The organism is Achromobacter sp. E1 (assembly GCF_037039475.1).
Taxonomy (GTDB): Bacteria; Pseudomonadota; Gammaproteobacteria; order Burkholderiales; family Burkholderiaceae_B; genus Achromobacter; species Achromobacter mucicolens.
This window is the reverse complement of the sequence record NZ_CP146253.1, coordinates 1,742,676-1,760,089: the sequence shown is the minus strand read 5'-3', so window position 1 is coordinate 1,760,089 and position 17,414 is coordinate 1,742,676. Positions and strand designations below refer to the sequence as shown.

Sequence of the window (17,414 nt, the reverse complement as noted above, 5' to 3'; positions counted from 1 at the left end):
CATGAACTGGATAGCCGGCCGATTCACGGCCTTTCTGTTGACCCTTGCAGGCGCGGCCATCACCGCGGCCCTGGCCGCCACCGCGTCGTTGTGGTGGCTTGCGGCAGCCGTGCCGCTGGCGCTGCTGGGCGCGCTGGGCGTGTACGACCTGATCCAGCCGCGGCATGCCATTCGCCGCAATTATCCGGTCATCGGCAACCTGCGATTCCTGTTCGAATTCATCCGCCCCGAGATCCGCCAGTACTTCCTGGAGGACGACACGCAGGCCTCGCCGTTTTCGCGTGCGCAGCGTTCCATCGTCTACCAGCGCGCCAAGCGCGAGATCGACAAGCGCCCCTTCGGCACGCAGGAAGACGTCTACGGCGACCGCTACGAATGGATCAACCATTCCATGTCGCCCTCGCATATCAACGACACCGACTTTCGCGTCACCGTGGGCGGGCCCGACTGCACGCAGCCCTATTCCATGTCGGTGTTCAACGTGTCGGCCATGAGCTTTGGCGCGCTGTCGGCCAACGCGGTGCTGGCGCTGAACGAAGGCGCGCGGCAAGGCGACTTTGCGCACGACACCGGCGAAGGCGGCATCAGCCGCTACCATCGCCAGCCGGGCGGCAGCCTCGTCTGGAACATCGGCTCGGGCTATTTCGGTTGCCGCGACGAGCACGGCGCGTTTTCGGAAGAAGCGTTTGTGCGCAACGCCTGTACGCCGCAGGTCAAGATGATCGAGATCAAGCTGTCGCAAGGCGCCAAGCCGGGCCACGGCGGCATCCTGCCGGCGGGCAAGGTGACGATCGAAATCGCCGAGGCGCGGGGCGTGGCGCCTTGGCAGGACTGCAATTCGCCCGCCAGCCATTCCGCGTTCGACAGTCCGATCGGCCTGATGAAATTCGTGGCGCGCCTGCGCGAGCTCTCCGGCGGCAAGCCCGTCGGCTTCAAGTTCTGCGTGGGGCATCCCTGGGAGTGGTTCGCCATCGTCAAGGCGATGCTTGAAACCGGCATCACCCCGGACTTCATCGTGGTGGATGGCGCGGAAGGCGGCACGGGCGCGGCGCCCGTGGAATTCGTGGATCACGTGGGCACGCCGCTGCGCGAGGCGCTTCGGCTCGTGCACAACACGCTGATCGGCGTGAACCTGCGCGACCGCATCAAGCTGGGCGCGTCCGGCAAGATCATCACTGCGTTCGACATGGCCCGCGTGATGGCGATGGGCGCCGACTGGTGCAACGCCGCGCGCGGCTTCATGTTTGCCATCGGCTGCATCCAGGCCCAGGCCTGCCACACCGGCAAATGCCCCACCGGCGTCACCACGCAGGACCCGCTACGTCAACGCGCGCTGGTGGTGCCGGACAAGGCACAGCGCGTGGCCAATTTTCACAAGAACACGCTGCATGCACTTGCCGAGCTGCTGGCCGCGGCCGGCCTGACCCACCCGGGCCAGTTGCGCCCGCACCATATCGCGCGACGCATCTCGCCCAGCGAAATCCGCCTCTTGTCCGCGCTGTTTCCGGAGCTGGCGCCTGGCGAGCTGCTGCGCGGCGAGTTCCGGCACCAGGTCTTCCGTGCAGGCTGGGCGATGGCGCAGGCGCAGTCGTTTCAGCCCACCCACGACATCACCACGGCCCTGGCGCGCGAGCACGCCGCACAGGCCGCCGCGGCCGGCAACTCCTGAACGGCGCTGACGGGCGGCGCGGACAGGATCCGAGCCGCCCGCGCACCCGCTACAACCAGCGCTCGAACATGCGCGAGAACGACTCCATGAAGCGGTCGTCCAGGCCGCGCTCCTTCCAGGCCTCGGGCGTCACCTGCTCGGCATCGGCCACGTCGCGCTGGAACAGCGCCTCCATCTCGGCCGCGAACTCCGGTCCCAGGACCACGGCGTTGATCTCGTAGTTCAGCGCAAAGCTGCGCCAATCCATGTTGCTGGACCCCACGGTCGACCAGACGCCATCGACCACCGCCGTCTTCGCATGCAGCAAGGCGTCACGGCGTTCGTAGATCTTCACGCCCGAGCGCAGCAGATCGGTGTAGTGCGAACGCCCGGCATGAAACACCAGCGACGAGTCGCTGAAGCCCGGCAGCACCAGCACCACGTCCACCCCGCGCCGCGCCGCGGATTGCAGCACCTCGATGAACGCCGGATCTGGCACGAAATACGCCATCGTGATGTGGATGGATTTCTGCGCGCTTTCGAACGCCGACATCAACGTCAGATAGACCGTGTAGCCGTCGCTGCGATCGGGCTGGTTCGCAAGGATGCGAACGGCGGTGTCGCCGACCGCCGGCGCAACGTGCGAATCGCCGCCCTTGATGGGCTCCTTGGCCTGCGATGCCCAGCCGGCCTGCAACACCTGTTCCAGCTGCGCCACGGCCGGCCCTTCGATGCGCAGGTGCGTGTCGCGCCAGGGCGCGGAGTCGGCTTCCTTGGCGGGCTTGCCTGCCTTGGCGCCCGAGCCGCCACCGGATCCCGACGCCCCGGAGCCGCTTCCGCCCGAGAACGAAGACGACTCGTACACGCTGCTGACGTTGATGCCGCCCAGGTAGCCCACCTTGCCGTCGACAACCAGCACCTTGCGGTGGTTGCGCTGATTGGGCGACCAGCCGGCGCGCGCGTTGACCGGATTGACGGGATTGAAGACCACCACCTGCACGCCCGCGTCGCGCATGCGCTGGAAGAGGTCATCGGGCGTCTTGATCGTGCCGACCGCATCCACCATCAGCGACACCTCGGCGCCACGGTTGCGCGCCGCGATCAGCGCGTCTGCAAAGCGATTGCCTTCCGCATCGTCGTCGAAAATGTAGGTTTCCATGTGCACGTAGCGGCGCGCCTGGGCGATGGATTGGAGCATCGCCTTGTACGTGCTGGGTCCGTCGGCAAGCAGGCGCACACGATTGCCCTTGACCAGGGGCGCGCCGCTGACCGCCTGCTCCACCGCCAGGTGCCGTGCGAGAAAATCATCCTTGGGGGTTTGAGGGTCCGCTGCAATGCCTTGCCCGCGACGATAGCTGTCCCGTGCCGCATCCGCGGACAGGCCTGCTTGCGCGGCGCGCGCGTGCCGCTCCTGCGCGTCCGGGACGCTGGCGCAGGCGGCGAGCACGGACGCGACGCACGCATACAGGACGGCGCGCGCCCACCGGCGCGCGTCGGTGGTCAGTTCCTGCAGGGCATTGCGCGGCCCACCCCGGCTCAATGCCGGTAATGGGCTCATGATGCGTCTCTAGCGCCGATTACCCGCCACAAAAATGCAGCCGAGCACGGCGCCCACTATCGCCGCCACGCCGACCGACTTCCATGCATTCTCATGCACGTATTCGTCCGCATAAGCGGTGGCCCGGCGGGCTCGTTCGCGTGCGACGCCTTCCCAGCCGCCAGCGGATTCACGTGCATCGGCGAGCTGGCGCTTCAAGCGCGCGCGCGCCGCTTCGATTTCGGAGCCCGTGTACGACGCGGTCGAACGCAAAAGGTCTTCCGTGCCGGCGAGCAGCTCGTGGAAGCTGTCATTCACGCGTTCACGATGCAAAGCCATTTCAGCGCGCTGGTGCTTTCGATTCATGCTAGCTCCTTGGATTTTTTCTTGGAAGTCCCATTGTCCACACCAACGGCCCAAAACTGCCCGAGCTTTCGCAACCAGCAGTAAACCGATATTTCAGCGGCCTGAAACTTGCTGATGGCGGAGTCGGGGCGCGTGCGCGTGCCCTCGCAGCCCCTTCCCGTCTCCCGCCAAACGCGGTTTCGATTTCGTAAAAGTCCATTGCATTCAGAGGCCTGGCGCTTGACACGCAAACCCCCTCAGCCGCCACAATGAGTCTTTGCAATGCGCTTCAACCGCCCCAAAAAGGAACTGAACGCATGGTTTCTCCTTCCGCACTCCTTGCCGCCGTCGCCCCCGAATTCATCGCGCAGGAGCCGCAGCACCCCAGCGCCGAGCAGATCGAATTGCACGAAGGGCTGCTCGACAGTGCCGCCCATATCGATCCCAAGTTCCTGTACGACGCGCTCGGCTCGTCGCTGTTCACGGCCATCACGCAACTGCCCGAATACTATCCAACGCGTTGCGAAGACGAGATCTTTCAGCGCCACGGCAAAGATATCGCGCGCCATGTCGGCCCCGTGCAGGCAATGATCGACCTGGGCGCCGGCGATTGCGTCAAGGCCGAGCGGCTGTTTGCCAGCCTGCGGCCCAGCCACTATGTGCCCGTCGATATCTCGGCCGACTATCTGCAGGCAGCCGTGCGGCGCCTGAGGCTTTCGTATCCGGACATGCGGATCACGGCTGTCGGCCAGGATTTCTCGCATGAACTGGCGATGCCCGAAGGCGTTCCGGCACAGCAACGCCTGTTCTTCTATCCCGGCTCCAGCATCGGCAATCTGGGCCCCGATGCCGCGTATGCCATGCTGCGGCGCATCCGCGAAGCCTGTCCCGGCGGCGGACTCGTGGTCGGCGTTGATCGGGTCAAACCGAAGAGCGTGCTGGAACCGGCCTATGACGACGCCCTGCACCTGACGGCCGCGTTCAACCTGAATTTGCTGCGCCACGTGAACACCGTGCTCGGCAGCGATTTCAATGTCGATGACTGGCGCCACGTGGCGCTCTTCAACAGCGAACGTTCTCGCGTCGAAATGCACCTGGAGGCGCGGCGCGCCGTGCACGTTGCCTGGCCCGGCGGCCATCGCGAGTTCAAGGCCGGCGAACGCATCCACACCGAGAACTCCTACAAATTCACGCCGCAAGCCTTCAGCGATCTGCTCCACCGCGCGGGCTTTCACGACATCGCGCACTGGTCGGACGCCCGCGACTGGTTTTCTGTTTTCAGCGCCCGCGCCTGACGCAGGGCGCCCACGATTCTGGAGATATCCCCATGGACCCCGCATGCCTGCTGACTCATCCCGCCATCGGGCCTTATGCCAGCGGACAAGCCGGACAGCACGACCGGTACGACGCCGTACGCTCCACCACCGCCGCCTTGGCCGCGCCCTTGAGCCCGGAGGATTGCCAGGTGCAATCCATGCCCGATTGCAGTCCGGTCAAATGGCATCTGGCGCACACTACCTGGTTCTTCGAGACCTTTCTGCTGGCGCGCTATGACGCGTCCAGTCCGCCCTTCCATCCGCAATACCGGATGCTTTTCAACTCCTACTACAACGCCGTCGGCGCAAAACATCCGCGCCCCCAACGCGGCCTGTTGTCGCGCCCTCCGCTGTCGGAAGTGCTGCAATACCGGCAACATGTCGACCAAGCGATGCACGCCCTGATCTCGCGCCTGGGCGGCAACGATCCCGAATTCGACGCGCTGCTCGAGCTCGGCCTCAATCATGAGCAACAGCATCAGGAACTCATCCTGACCGATCTGAAGCACATGCTGTCGGCCAATCCGCTCAGGCCGGCTTACGTCGCACCGGGCCAGCCCGCGCAGCCGCCCGCTACCACACCGGGCTGGACCCGGTACGACGGCGGCATTACTCGCATCGGCCACGACGGACGCGGCTTCGCCTTCGACAACGAAGGGCCGGCCCACGACGTCCTGCTGACGCCCTTCGCCCTGTCCGATCGCCTCGTGACACAGGGCGAATACCTGGCCTTCATGCAGGACGGCGGGTATAAGCGGCCCGAACTGTGGCTCTCGATGGGGTGGGACATGGTGAGCGCACTAGGCTGGCGCGCCCCGCTGTATTGGGAAAGCTCGGACGATGCGTGGCGCGTCTTCACGCTGCGCGGCATGCAGGACCTGGAGCTGCACGCCCCGGTCACGCATGTCAGCTACTTCGAGGCCGACGCCTACGCACGCTGGGCCGGCGCGCGCCTGCCGCGCGAAGCGGAATGGGAACACGCCGCGCGCCAGTTGTCGGAAGACACCTATTCGGCCCGCGCGAACATGCTTGAAAACGGTCACCTGGACACGCGCCCCGCCCCGGCGCGCCACGGCCCGGGCGGTCCCGTGCAATTGTTCGGCGACGCGTGGGAATGGACCTCAAGCGGCTATGACGCCTATCCCGGGTTTCAGCCCAGCGCGGGCGCCGTCGGCGAATACAACGGCAAGTTCATGTGCAACCAATACGTTCTGCGGGGCGGCTCGTGCGCGACGCCGCGCGACCACATCCGGCCCAGCTACCGCAATTTCTTTCCGCCCGAGGCGCGCTGGCAGTTCTCGGGCATCCGCCTGGCGCGGGATGCCTGAAGGGCGGCGCGCGACCTTATCAGCACTGGCTGAACAAGGCGTCCAGACCGGCCGGAAAAATTTGGCCGGCACCCACTTGCACTCCAAAAAAACTTCGTGCTAGAATTTCGTTCTTCGTTGATCGGCACTTGCACCGCAAACCGAACGGCGAAAAAAGGATGGCGCATTAGCTCAGCCGGTTAGAGCGACGGAATCATAATCCGCAGGTCCCCTGTTCGAATCAGGGATGCGCCACCAAGAAATTTAAAAGGGCCCGCACAGTGTGCGGGCCCTTTTGCATTCGGGCGGATTATTTACACCCGAAACACCACATTAAACCCGATAGACCGCATCGCGGCGGCGGCCGCCCCAGGTGGCAGCCAGGCTCGCCACGAAGGCGCCGATCAGCATCGATGCAAAGCCCCACAACGCGAACGCCGCGGCAGCCTTGCGGGCTGCGTCGGCAGCTTCCTTGGCCTTCACCTTGGCTTCTTCCGCGGTCTTCTTGGCGTTCTGGATCGCCTCGTCGACGCGGCGCTGCGCAACGGCGGGCTCCACACCGGCCTGCGCGGCCACGACCTTCACCACGTAGTCGCGATCTGCGGGCGTCATGTCGCCGCGGGTGATGCTCATGGCGACGATGCGGCCAACTTCGGCACGCGCCGCTTCAGGATCGGTGTTGGCCTCGGGACGTTCCGAGCGCATCAGGGTGTCGGTGAGATAGTCGGTTGCGCGCTCCATGCCACCGCCACTGCTCGCACCGGCAGCGCCGGCCGTCGCCGCCGCGGTTGCCGCCGTGCCGGCCGTGGCCGCCACCGAAGCGCCGGCCTTGGCAACGCCGGAAGCCATCGACGCGAGCGCGGAGCCCAGCAGCGCGGCGCTGACCACGGCGCTCAGCGCCCAGACCAGAAAGCCGTGCGCGGTATCGCGAAAGTAAACCTCATCGGAATGCACGTCGACCCATTTCGTCCGCAGGCGCCCGGCGACATAGCCGCCGATGCCGTACGAAATGATCTGCGTCAGCAGCATCCAGACAATGATGCCAACCCCGATGGCGGGAGCCGACATGCCCTCCTCGCCCCAGGGCGAAACGGACAGAAAACCGAGGCCGGTGCCGCCGGCAAACAATGCAAGCGACAGCGCCGCGGCGATCACCGCGCCGGCGAATACCGCCGCCCACGACACGGCCGAAATGGCGGACTCACGTGGAGGCACGCCATCGGCATAAGGTTGGCTCAATGAAGACGTATTTTGCATGATCGATCCTTGTCCAGAGACTTACGCAGCCGCGCACACGCGGGTGCCAAAGCGGAAATGGCGCACCGGCCTTCAGTGCCAGAACAGAGCCAGCAGGATGATGATGGGAATGGGCACGCCGAGCAGCCACAACAGGATTGAGCGCATGGAAACCTCCTTGCTTCGATGAAGGGATCGGAAATGAAGTAATGCTGGCCGCAATCAGGCCAGGTCGATGGTGCCGGGCGCGCGGGGATCCGGCGCGGGCGGCGTGGGGTCGATGACGTCGGGGTTGTCCGTGGGACGGCCCGGGTCCGGACGCGGATCGTCCGCAGGCGGGTTTCCCGGGAGCGCCGGATCGTCAGGCGTGAGATCGTCCGGTTGACCGGGCTCTCGATGCGGGATCTGGGACATGATTGCCTCTCCTCAAGCAGCGCAAGATGCGCCTTGCATGAGCATCAGCAAATGGCGTGCCCAAGACCGGTAAACGGCCGGGCGCCATGGAAGGAGAGCGCGCGGCGTCAGTCCTTGCGCTTGCCGCCGCTTGGGGCTGGCGCGCGTTCGGACGTGTCGTTTGCGAGAAATGCAAGGACGGCAGCCTTGCCGGCCGTGGACGCTTCATCCTGGCTGGGATATCGCCTGTCCGAGTAATTGGTGCTGCGCACATTGCCGGATTCGGGATCGAGCAGGGTAATGATCCACGCGAACTCGCCGGGCGAAAGCTGGCGGACCTGCAAGGTGGCGCGCGTGCCAGGGCGTAGTTTTTGCGGCATCGGGCGGCCTCTCGGGTGTTTTGATCACGCCATCGTAGCGCAATCGCGCCGGGTTGCCGAAGCGTGTTCCGCCGTCGGAAATTGCTGCGTCCGCACACGATTTTCATGCTGCACACTGCGCGGCAAATACGCCACAAAGCCGCCCGCCGGCAAGGAAAACCCTAGGGTGCAGTCTCGCAATACAGGCGCACAATCGACCCAAACATCAAGACCGCACAGCGGCGCCGCATCCCCTAAATCAGGCGAGGACGGAGACAACATGACTTACGTAGCAGTTTTCATGAGCTGTTTGATGGTTATGGGTATCGTCGCGTTGGTGGTTCAAACGATACGAAGCGCAGGGCCCGAGCCCTTGCTGAAGATATCGGCGGCGATTGTCAGTTCCACTTTTGCCTCGTTGCTGCTGGTTCCCTTGGGGTTCGCAGTCGCCCTGACGATGCTCGTCGAGTAAATCTCCCCCTCTCACGACACGGCCCGGACTATCCGTTGCGGGCCGGTCTGCCGCGCGTCGCTGCCCAGCACAACAATGAACCGGCGGTGACCATTGCCACGCCCTGCCAGAACGGCAGGGTGAGCGGCGTGGATAGCCACAGCGCGGCAAAGAAGGTGGAGAAGACTGGCGTGAAGTACGACGCGGTAGCCAGCAGGGTCAGGTTGCCCCGCAGTATTCCCACGTTCCACAGTGCATAGCCGCTTGCCATGGCGCCAGCGGCCACGCACAACTCGACCGTGGCGGGCGCGGCAAACACCAATGCGGGTTCCGCGCTGAACAGGTACTTGATCCACAAGACCGCTGCTGTGAGCATGAAAAACAGGGCGACGCCATTCTTGCCGTCCGCAAAGCGCTTGGTCACGTTGCAGTAAACGGCCCAGATGATGGCGCCGCTGAAGGCCAGTCCATAACTCAGAGGATTGCTCGACACATTCGCGGCGGTGCGTTCTATTGACAGCCCGCCCGTTCCGCCCACGACCCAGACGATGCCGCACACCGACAACAAGATGCCCGGCGCCACCCACCAGCTCGCCCGCTGCCCATTGATGAGCATGGCGAACACCACCGTCAGGCATGGCCACAGGTAATTGACGATGCCCAGCTCGATGGCTTGCGCACGATCGGCCGCGAACCCCAGCGACAGCGACAGGCATATCTCATAGGCCACGAACAGCAGGCTGCCCACGATGAGATACGACCGGGGAAACGTGCGCAGCTTGGGCAATCCCAGCAACAGCACCAGGAAGATGGACCCTCCCGTATAGATCAGCGCGGCGCCGCCAATGGGGCCGAAGTTTTCACTGACGCCCCGGATCAGGCCGACGACCGTGCCCCACAGCAGGATAGCCAGCAGACCCAGGATGGTGGCCGCGTTCCGGCCAGGATTCAATTGCATTACCGTTTCCGATTGTGCGCCGTGCATGCCCGGCAATCAGACCGGACCGGCGCCAAGGCGGCAAGTTTAGCGAAAACCCAACGGAGAAATAGCGGCATGGCCATTTCTACACGCAGGATGAGCGACGTGCTGGCAAGCACGGATTCGGGGCGCCTTTACCGCATTGAAGTGTTCTTGCGGGCGGACGAAGCGGGCGACAGCCCCATGCCGCTTGCCGCATCGCGCTACATACTCAGAACGTCCGAAGGCGACCCTGTCGTAGCGCTGGACGACAGGCGCTATCGCTTGAAATCGGGCGAGGTCCTGACCGCGCTCTCGCCGCGCCAGGATATGTGACGCGCATGGCGACCGGCGGCGGACCTACTGGTCCTGCGCCACCCGGCGCTTGCCCAGGCCCTTGGCGCGGTACAACGCCACATCGGCCCGCTCGAGCAACTGCAACATGGTGGCGCCCGATTGGGGATACACCGCGATGCCGATGCTTGCCGACACCGCGACACGCACGTTGGGATACGGCAAGGACAGGCTCTCGACCAGGGCCTCGGCCACCAGCCGCGCGTTCTCCTGGTTGGCGCCCAGCAGCAGCACCGCGAATTCGTCGCCGCCCAGCCTTGCCGCCACGTCCGAGACCCGGATGGCGCTGGCCATGCGATCGGCCGCCTCTTTCAGGACCGTGTCGCCGGCCGCGTGCCCGTGCATGTCGTTGACCGCCTTGAAGCCGTCCAGGTCGATCGCCAGGATCGAGAACGAATCGCCGCTGCGCTGGGCGACCGCCAGTTCACGCAGCACCAGTTCGCCGAAGAGCACCCGATTGCACAGGCCGGTGAGCGGATCGTAGTGCGCCAGGTGCTGGGCGCGCGCCAGCTTGCGCGACGCCTGCAGCATGGCGGCGCCCACCTCCTGGGCTTCCTTGATGCGCGTGGCGGGCAGCTCCACGGTCCGGCCTTCGCCCAGCGCGAGCGCCGGCGCGACCAGCCCCTGCACGGCCGACGTGAGCCGGCTTGCAAGCCTGAGCGCCAGCCACAACCCCAAACCGAACGCGAACAACGTACCCAGACCAATCCACGCGATGGAGCGGTACAGGTCCGTGGTCAGCAACTGCATGGGCGCGCCGGCGGCGACTGTCCAGCCCGACAGCGTCGACCGGCTGAACGCGGTGTAGACGGGCGTGCCTTCCTTGGTGATCGTCTCCAACGAGCCTTCGCCTTCCTGCTGCACGGCGCGGGCCAGCGCCGGCACCGCCTTCTGGCCCACAAATTTGGAGGTGTCGCGGGTGCGGGCAATGATGGTTCCCGAGCCGTCCAGCACGGCGGCCACCCACCCCTCGGGCAAGGCGCGGCGGCCCAGGACGTTGCCGATGCGCTCGGGCGACAGTCCCACGTTCAGGCTGTACACCACCTCTCCGTCCCGCACGACCGGCACGCCGAGCGCGATGGTGGGGTCCTTGGTCAGGCCGCCGGTGAACAGGCTTGTCAGCACCGGCATGCGCGTCTGGAAGACGCGACCCAGTTCATCGGGCGCCCTGCCGGTTGGCAAGGCCGTGCCGTAGGGCACCTGCGTGTTGATGATCTGCCGGCCTTCCTTGTTCGTCAGCACGTAAGTGTCGGCGATCTGAAAGCGCACGGACTCGCGCGCGCGCCGATGAAAGCCCGCGAGATCGCCCTCGACCAGATCCGGCGAGGACGCCAGCATCTGCAAACCTGCTTCGACGCCGGTGAGCTCGCGATCCAGGATCGCCGTGAGATTGCGCGCCAGGAAGATCGTGTCGCGGTAGATCCGCTCTTTCTGGATGACGTAGCTTTCGTAGACGGCGACCGTCGCCACGATGAGCGCCGGGGTAATACAGGCAAAGACGAGGGCAAGCAGCCCCGTCCGCATGGAATAGCGGCGCGCCCGGCGGCGGCGCACGCCAGCAACCGTTTCGCCGTCAGCCATCGCGCGGCCTGCCCCTCGGTCTGCCCATCGCCCTGCTATCTCTCTTCCAGGTCCGGCGTGCCTGAAAACTGGCTCTTGAGCAGCGTCAGCGCACCTTTTTCAGCCAGCGCTTCGTTGGGGAACACGTGCTTGGTGTCTTCAAGAACCGGAAAGCCGAAGACGCGCACGCGTGCGTGATATCCCTCGGGCGTTTCGGCGAACTCAATGTCGAAGTTGCGTTCCTCGATCCAGCCCGACCGATGCAGTTTCCATTCCATATCCGGCGCGCTCCTGTTTGGCGAAGTTGACACGAAAGGCCGGCCGCGGTTCGGCCAGCGCTGCTACACCTTACACCCGGCCGGGCGCACGCGGGCGCCCGGCGAGATCATACGTCGCGGGACTGGCGATCGCTGGCAAGCGCTGCCTGCGCACGCGCGCCGGCGCCCCCGGACGCCGGCGGCGAACCGGCCACGGGGTTGCCCGGCAGCGGCGCGCTCACGGCGTGCACACCCCCCGGGTCGCCTGCCGCGGGCGAAAACAGATCCCAGCTTGCCATGAACAACGCCGCGATGAGCGGACCGATCACGAATCCGTTCAGCCCGAACAGCGCCATGCCGCCCAACGTGGAGATCAGGATTACGTAGTCCGGCATCTTCGTGTCCTTGCCCACCAGAATGGGCCGCAGCACGTTGTCGACCATGCCGATGACCAGCACGCCGAACGCAATGAGCACCGCGCCCTTGACCACGGCGCCCGTCAGCAGGAAGTACACGGCTACCGGCGCCCAGATCAGCCCCGCCCCGATCGCGGGCAGCAGCGACAGGAAGGCCATGATGACGCCCCACAGCAGCGCTCCCTGGATCGAGAGGATGGAAAAGATGATGCCGCCCAGCGCACCCTGCGCCGCCGCGACCGCGACGTTGCCCTTGACGGTGGCTCGCACCACGGTCGTGAACTTGCGGAACAGGTGCTGCTTGTGCGTGTCGCTGAGCGGCACGGCACGGCGCAGTCGCGCCGACAGCAGCGGACCGTCGCGCAGCAGGAAGAAAAGCAAATACAGCATGATGCCGAAGCTGACCACGAACTGGAACGTGTCCTGCCCGATGTTCAAGGCCTGGGTGGCCAGGAACTGGCTGGCCTGCATTGCACCGGCCGTCAGCTTGTCCTGCAGGCTGGCAATATCGGCCAGGTCAAAGCGCGCCAGCAATGCATGCACGGACGGCGGCAGTGCGTCCATCGCCTGCTGGAAGTACGCGCCAAAGTTGATTTGCCCGGACTTGATGCTTTGGTAGAAATTCGCCCCTTCGTTCACGAGCGACCCGCTGATCACGACCAGCGGAAGAATCACCAGCAGCAGCACGAGGAGCAGCGTGATGAGCGCGGCCAGATTGCGCCGCCCGCCAATGCGCGCCACCAGACGGCGCTGCAACGGCGCGAAAAGGATGGCAAGAATGGTGCCCCAGAAAACGGCGCCATAGAACGGCCACAACAGCCAGCCGAACGCGATGGTGACCACCACGAGCAGGAGCACGAAGGTCCTGTAATGCACGCCTGAAGAATCGCTCATAGTCAGTCCAAGGCACGGCATGCGCCGCAAGAGCCGCATTGTACAAAGCGCGGCCGGGCGCCGCTGGGATCGCGACAGGGCTGGCGCATAGCTAGGGCGCGGCCGAGCCCGCGCTGGCCGCCTGCAGTAGTGTTGCGCGCGCGGCTTCCAGCCCACCCGACTGCGCGTTCAATGCTCGCAACCGCTGGTTCAGCTCTTGTTGCAAGGTCGGCTTGGCCACCTTTGTTTGCCCATCTTCGAACTGGATGTCCGCGGCATTGGCCGCCACGAAGTCCGCAATGGCCAGCGCATCGCGGGCAATCGCATCCATCCTGGATGCCGCGTCGATCAATTCCCCGGCCGGCGCCGTCACCGCCTCGTCATAGACGCCGTCATAAACGGGCGCCAGGTCGGCGGGCAAGGCAAGATCCGCGCGCGCCTTGTCTGCCTTGCCGCGCGCCGCCTGGATCTGGGCGGCACTGCCAGCCAGCGTCTTGCGTGCGGTCTCCAGGCTGCCCCGGCGCGCCACGATCTCTTCAACGGACTGAATCGTCTCCACCGACAACACCTCGCGCAGGGGCGCCGCCGCCTTGGCCAAGGCCTCCTGGAAATCTGTCATGACCTCGTACGCGTCGTCGTAGCCGCCAATGGCTTCCTTTTCCGACTTGTCCAGCATGCCGATCGGCACGAGCGTCACGTTGTTCATCCGACCCTGCAGCAACTGTATGAATGCGGCGCGCTCCTGCGGTTCCTTGTTGACGCACGCCGCCAGCAACATCGAGACGACCGCCATGCCTGTCACCCACGCGCGAACCCAAACCATGCGCATCCTGTTAGCACTCCGATTCCGCAGATTACGGCCGCACGAGGCGGGCCATTCCGGCAGATTATCCGGTAGCGCTGCCAGTGGGGCCAGAAGGGGCGGAATTTGTTGCCATCGAAGCGAGTTGACACAGTGCGCGCCGCGCCGCGCGCCCGCGTCGCAGCCCTTGCGCATCCTCTAAAATCGAACATTCGGCGGCCGGTTGCCGCCTCTTCTCATTGCCTTGGCTGACGACATGACTCAGAACGCTTCCCCCCTTCCCTGGGGCTTCACCCTGCCGGATTGCCGCGGCGCAAACGCCCTGCTTCATTTCATGAACGACCTCGCGCGCGTGGTCAATCAATACCTGGGCCACGGCAAGTTGTCGGAGCAAGCGCTGGCGGATGCGCAAAAGGCGGTCAATGCCTTGCTCGAGCGCTATGTGGAAATTCAGGCGGCCCCGGAGGCCTTTGACGACGAACGTATCGAACTCGCCTTGGAAACCCAGCAGCAGCCCGATGGCACGACCGGCGCCCAGGTGGCGCTGCGCATGTCGCCACGCCTGGAAGGCCTGATCATCGAGGCCCAGCGACAGGCCCGGCCCGCAACGCACTAATAGGCAAGGGCGCACGTCTAGCGCCCTCCTTTTCGAAAAAGCTTGCATAATCGCTCAAATGTCGATAATATCGTCGGTTGGATCTGAAAGAGCAGACCTTTGAGGGTCAGCCCGGCCAAGCTAAACGCCTGTGGCCACCCCCTGCCAAGATCCGCCCGACAGCGCTGGCGTCCTAGCGAAGTACAACGCAAAAAACGCAACCCCAGCGCCGCATCGGGAACGCCTTCACCCGTCCGCCAGTCCGGACCGGCATGAAGCAAACCCAACCCAAATGATGGCTTCACCCGCTACCAAGCGGGCGTACGCCAACGCGCCGGCAATCTTGTCTTTCGCCGCGCAGCCTGAATCGATGCCCTCCAAGACTGGACGAAGGCATCACTTCGCCGGACCCGGCGCGCAAAAAACATGAGAATGCGCAAAAGGACGGCAGCAGCAATGCGTTAGTGTCATGTAGCGCGTGTCCAATCACATCCGGCGGACGCAGCGCATCACGCACACTCATGGCGGCAATTTTCCCGCCCGGTGCGTTCACCATGGCAAGACGCAGCTTTTCCTATAACTAGAACCTAAAGAGAACACAACATGAACACTCGTTTCACCACCACCGACCTGATCCGACGCCCGGCCCATACGCAGCTCGACGACATGCCCATCCACATCGGCGACATCGTCTATCTGCAACCGGCCGACGGCCCCGAGATTCGCGCCACGGTCATCTTCAATGCGCCGATCAACGGCACGACGACCTACACCACCGAAGTCGTGCCCTGCGGATCGGCCGTACAGAAGGCGCCGGGCCAACGCATCCGGTTCCGCCACGAGCACGTGCATCGCATCGAACCGGTGCGCCGCAACGCTCGCTGATCTGACTCAAAACCGCCGCCTGACTAGTGCGGCGGTTTGCTTTGTGCGTGATAAAGTCCGGGCAACTCCAGTCCGCCGATCTCAACATGCAGAACAATCGTCTCGCGGTCCGTATCTGGGACCTCCCCACCCGACTCTTTCACTGGGCCCTCGTCGTCTGCATCGTCGGCGCGTTCGTCAGCGTCAAGTTGGGCGGTCTGTACATGGACTGGCATGTGCGTTTCGGGTGTACGGCGCTGGGCCTGATCCTGTTTCGCCTGCTCTGGGGCTTTGCCGGACCGCGTTATGCCCGCTTCGCGCATTTCGTGCGCGGCCCGGGCGCCGTGGTCCGCTACCTGAAGGGCGCCGCCGCGCCCGCCGGCCACAATCCGCTGGGCGCGCTGTCGGTCATGGCCTTGCTGCTGGTCGTGGGCTTTCAGGCGGTCAGCGGCCTGTTCACCACCGACGACATCATGACGCAGGGCCCCTTGTTCGGGTATGTCTCGGAAGCCACCGCCAGCGCGATGACGTCCTGGCACAAGCTCAACGAGTGGGTCATCATCGGCCTGGTCGCGTTGCACCTGCTGGCCGTCACCTGGTATGCGGTCGTGCGCCGCAAGCGTCTGGTGCGTGCCATCATCACCGGCAACGTCGACGCCAAGGATGTGCCGGCCGGCACGCCGCCCGCGCAGGATGGGCTGGCGGTCTGGCTGCGCGCCCTGGTGTTGGGTGCCTGCGTGACGGGACTGGTGCTGTGGATACGATCGCTCGAGATCGTGTCCGACATGTCCTTCTCCTGATCGCGCACTGACCCGTCCTGCCATAGGTTGACACCTACGGCACGGTATCCGTAGCAGGCTACGGACTGAACACCCGGTGAACTTCATCGGGTGTTTTGCATTGTAGGGACAGGTGCGGACGCTCGGTGTTGTAGATTTCGACGGACTGCTTGACCATGAGCCGGGCTTGGGCCAGATCGGCGGGCTTGTGGAGCAATAGCTCTCCCTTCAGGATGCCGTTGACCCGCTCAGCCAAGGCATTCTGGTAGCAGTCGTAGCCGTCAGTCATCGAGCAACGGATGCCGTGCCGCGCGTGCAGGCGCTGGTAGTACGTTGAGCAATACTGGATGCCTCGATCCGAGTGATGCACCAGCGGTTGGCTCGAGCGCCGCGAGCGCAACGCCATCTCCAGTGCGCGGCGCACCCCTTCGGTCTGCAGATTCTCTGCCACGTGGTAGCCCACGATCTTGCGCGAGTAGGCGTCGGTCACCAAGCTCAAGTAGGTGCACCGCTGGGCGGTCGGCAGGTAGGTGATGTCGGCTACCCAGACCTGCTCCGGGCCCGTCGGCACCACTTGGCCTTCGCCTGCCTTGAGCAGGTTAGGGTGGCGTCGGAAGCGGTGATGGCTATCTGTGGTCTTGTGATACGCCCGGCGCGGCCGCACCAGCATCCGGGCGCTGCGCAGGATGTCGAACAGCGCATCGCGCCCGGCCTTGATCCCCGCCTCGCGTAGCGGCTGGCCCAGCATGTGATGCAGCTTGCGCGTACCCAACGTCGGTTGACGTACCCGCAGCGCGGTGACCATCGATACTACTTGGCATGCCTGCTGCTGGCGCTCGCGCTCTCTGTGCCTGCTCTTGTAATACGCCTGGCGGCTATGGCCCATGTAACGGCAAGCCCTTGCCACGCTCAGCCCTTGGACGAGCTTTTGCGTGAGGACTTGCCCAAAGGCTTTTTTACGACGCGTACCCCGTAATCCTTCTCCAACACATTGACCACGGCCTCAAACAACTGCGCCTTCTCGCGGGCTTCCTTGAGCTGAATCTCCAGTTCCTTGATCCGCTGCTCGGGGGTAAGCACTTTGCCTTGACGATCCATGTCCACTCCTCTGACCGTCGGCAGGCTCCAGCCGCTCAGCCCCGGTCGACCATGCTTGCGCAGCCACACCAGCACCGTCGACCGACCTTGGATTCCATAGCGGCGCTGAGCCTCTTTGTACGTCAGCTCGCCTTTTTCCACCTGCTCGACAACGGACAGTTTAAAAGCCAGGCTGTAGTCCCGCTGGGTGCGCTTGATCCTTGATTCCAATTGACTCTCCTTTTTTCTCTCAAAAAGGTGTCAACCAATTCCAGGACGGGTCACAC

General features: G+C 64.6%; 19 protein-coding genes and 1 tRNA gene. 9 read left to right on the top strand and 11 right to left on the bottom strand.

Features of this window, described 5'->3' with window-relative positions; all coding sequences use genetic code 11:
- Position 1 precedes the first annotated feature (1 nt).
- Positions 2-1,669: an FMN-binding glutamate synthase family protein gene (locus V6V88_RS08060; RefSeq protein ID WP_062838448.1), complete on the top strand. Its 1,668-nt coding sequence runs from the start codon at positions 2-4 to the stop codon at positions 1,667-1,669.
- Between the two features lie 49 nt (positions 1,670-1,718).
- Here V6V88_RS08060 and V6V88_RS08055 read toward each other — a convergent pair whose 3' ends face one another.
- Positions 1,719-3,206: a phospholipase D-like domain-containing protein gene (locus tag V6V88_RS08055; RefSeq protein WP_223574814.1), complete on the bottom strand. Its 1,488-nt coding sequence runs from the start codon at positions 3,204-3,206 to the stop codon at positions 1,719-1,721.
- Positions 3,207-3,215: 9 nt separating this feature from the next.
- Positions 3,216-3,551, bottom strand: a complete 336-nt coding sequence (locus V6V88_RS08050; protein ID WP_056320053.1) for a DUF883 family protein — start codon at positions 3,549-3,551, stop codon at positions 3,216-3,218.
- 296 nt (positions 3,552-3,847) lie between these two features.
- Here V6V88_RS08050 and egtD point away from each other — a divergent pair, with 296 nt between their 5' ends.
- The 3 genes from egtD (at position 3,848) to V6V88_RS08035 (ending at position 6,411) form a co-directional block, all read left to right on the top strand.
- A complete protein-coding gene (egtD, locus tag V6V88_RS08045) occupies positions 3,848-4,825 on the top strand; it encodes an L-histidine N(alpha)-methyltransferase (RefSeq protein WP_223574812.1) in 978 nt (325 codons plus the stop codon).
- Between the two features lie 32 nt (positions 4,826-4,857).
- Positions 4,858-6,174, top strand: a complete 1,317-nt coding sequence (egtB, locus tag V6V88_RS08040; protein WP_338618750.1) for an ergothioneine biosynthesis protein EgtB — start codon at positions 4,858-4,860, stop codon at positions 6,172-6,174.
- Positions 6,175-6,334: 160 nt separating this feature from the next.
- A tRNA-Met gene (locus tag V6V88_RS08035) sits at positions 6,335-6,411 on the top strand.
- Positions 6,412-6,486: 75 nt separating this feature from the next.
- Here the strand turns inward: V6V88_RS08035 and V6V88_RS08030 are convergent.
- The 3 genes from V6V88_RS08030 to V6V88_RS08020 all read right to left on the bottom strand — a co-directional run bounded on the left by V6V88_RS08030 (position 6,487) and on the right by V6V88_RS08020 (position 8,162).
- Positions 6,487-7,410 carry a hypothetical protein gene (locus V6V88_RS08030; protein ID WP_062838451.1) on the bottom strand — a complete coding sequence of 308 codons (924 nt, stop codon included), beginning with the start codon at positions 7,408-7,410 and terminating at the stop codon, positions 6,487-6,489.
- A gap of 201 nt (positions 7,411-7,611) precedes the next feature.
- The gene (locus tag V6V88_RS08025; RefSeq protein WP_056320045.1) at positions 7,612-7,803 is read right to left on the bottom strand and encodes a hypothetical protein; all 192 of its coding nucleotides are present in this window, start codon (positions 7,801-7,803) and stop codon (positions 7,612-7,614) included.
- 107 nt (positions 7,804-7,910) lie between these two features.
- The gene (locus tag V6V88_RS08020) at positions 7,911-8,162 is read right to left on the bottom strand and encodes a hypothetical protein (protein WP_062838452.1); all 252 of its coding nucleotides are present in this window, start codon (positions 8,160-8,162) and stop codon (positions 7,911-7,913) included.
- A 259-nt stretch (positions 8,163-8,421) separates the two neighbouring features.
- Between V6V88_RS08020 and V6V88_RS08015 the strand changes: the two genes are divergently transcribed.
- On the top strand, positions 8,422-8,613 hold the full coding sequence (locus tag V6V88_RS08015) for a hypothetical protein (RefSeq protein ID WP_062838453.1): 192 nt from the start codon (positions 8,422-8,424) through the stop codon (positions 8,611-8,613).
- Between the two features lie 28 nt (positions 8,614-8,641).
- Here V6V88_RS08015 and yddG read toward each other — a convergent pair whose 3' ends face one another.
- Positions 8,642-9,550 (bottom strand): aromatic amino acid DMT transporter YddG, encoded by a 909-nt coding sequence (gene yddG, locus V6V88_RS08010; protein WP_062838454.1) that lies wholly within the window; start codon positions 9,548-9,550, stop codon positions 8,642-8,644.
- A gap of 96 nt (positions 9,551-9,646) precedes the next feature.
- On the opposite strand from yddG, the gene V6V88_RS08005 reads away from it, so the two are divergent.
- On the top strand, positions 9,647-9,886 hold the full coding sequence (locus tag V6V88_RS08005; RefSeq protein ID WP_062838455.1) for a hypothetical protein: 240 nt from the start codon (positions 9,647-9,649) through the stop codon (positions 9,884-9,886).
- Positions 9,887-9,910: 24 nt separating this feature from the next.
- On the opposite strand, the gene V6V88_RS08000 is transcribed toward V6V88_RS08005, so the two are convergent.
- From V6V88_RS08000 to V6V88_RS07985, 4 genes are all read right to left on the bottom strand, one after another.
- Complete coding sequence (locus tag V6V88_RS08000) at positions 9,911-11,485, bottom strand: sensor domain-containing diguanylate cyclase (protein ID WP_062838456.1); 1,575 nt, start codon at positions 11,483-11,485, stop codon at positions 9,911-9,913.
- A gap of 35 nt (positions 11,486-11,520) precedes the next feature.
- Complete coding sequence (locus V6V88_RS07995) at positions 11,521-11,742, bottom strand: hypothetical protein (RefSeq protein ID WP_056320030.1); 222 nt, start codon at positions 11,740-11,742, stop codon at positions 11,521-11,523.
- A gap of 107 nt (positions 11,743-11,849) precedes the next feature.
- Positions 11,850-13,031 carry an AI-2E family transporter gene (locus tag V6V88_RS07990; protein ID WP_223574805.1) on the bottom strand — a complete coding sequence of 394 codons (1,182 nt, stop codon included), beginning with the start codon at positions 13,029-13,031 and terminating at the stop codon, positions 11,850-11,852.
- 91 nt (positions 13,032-13,122) lie between these two features.
- Positions 13,123-13,833 carry a DUF3053 family protein gene (locus tag V6V88_RS07985; protein WP_062838496.1) on the bottom strand — a complete coding sequence of 237 codons (711 nt, stop codon included), beginning with the start codon at positions 13,831-13,833 and terminating at the stop codon, positions 13,123-13,125.
- A 235-nt stretch (positions 13,834-14,068) separates the two neighbouring features.
- Here V6V88_RS07985 and V6V88_RS07980 point away from each other — a divergent pair, with 235 nt between their 5' ends.
- The 3 genes from V6V88_RS07980 (at position 14,069) to V6V88_RS07970 (ending at position 16,071) form a co-directional block, all read left to right on the top strand.
- Positions 14,069-14,428: a hypothetical protein gene (locus tag V6V88_RS07980; RefSeq protein WP_062838457.1), complete on the top strand. Its 360-nt coding sequence runs from the start codon at positions 14,069-14,071 to the stop codon at positions 14,426-14,428.
- A gap of 582 nt (positions 14,429-15,010) precedes the next feature.
- Positions 15,011-15,292 (top strand): hypothetical protein, encoded by a 282-nt coding sequence (locus V6V88_RS07975; protein WP_056320023.1) that lies wholly within the window; start codon positions 15,011-15,013, stop codon positions 15,290-15,292.
- Positions 15,293-15,378: 86 nt separating this feature from the next.
- Positions 15,379-16,071 (top strand): cytochrome b/b6 domain-containing protein, encoded by a 693-nt coding sequence (locus V6V88_RS07970; RefSeq protein ID WP_223574799.1) that lies wholly within the window; start codon positions 15,379-15,381, stop codon positions 16,069-16,071.
- Positions 16,072-16,129: 58 nt separating this feature from the next.
- Here the strand turns inward: V6V88_RS07970 and V6V88_RS07965 are convergent.
- Positions 16,130-17,358 (bottom strand): IS3 family transposase gene (locus V6V88_RS07965; RefSeq protein ID WP_338615615.1). Its coding sequence is split into 2 segments (ribosomal slippage): positions 16,130-17,008 and positions 17,011-17,358, totalling 1,227 coding nucleotides; the frame shifts between segments, so codons are not numbered across the junction.
- Positions 17,359-17,414 lie beyond the last annotated feature (56 nt).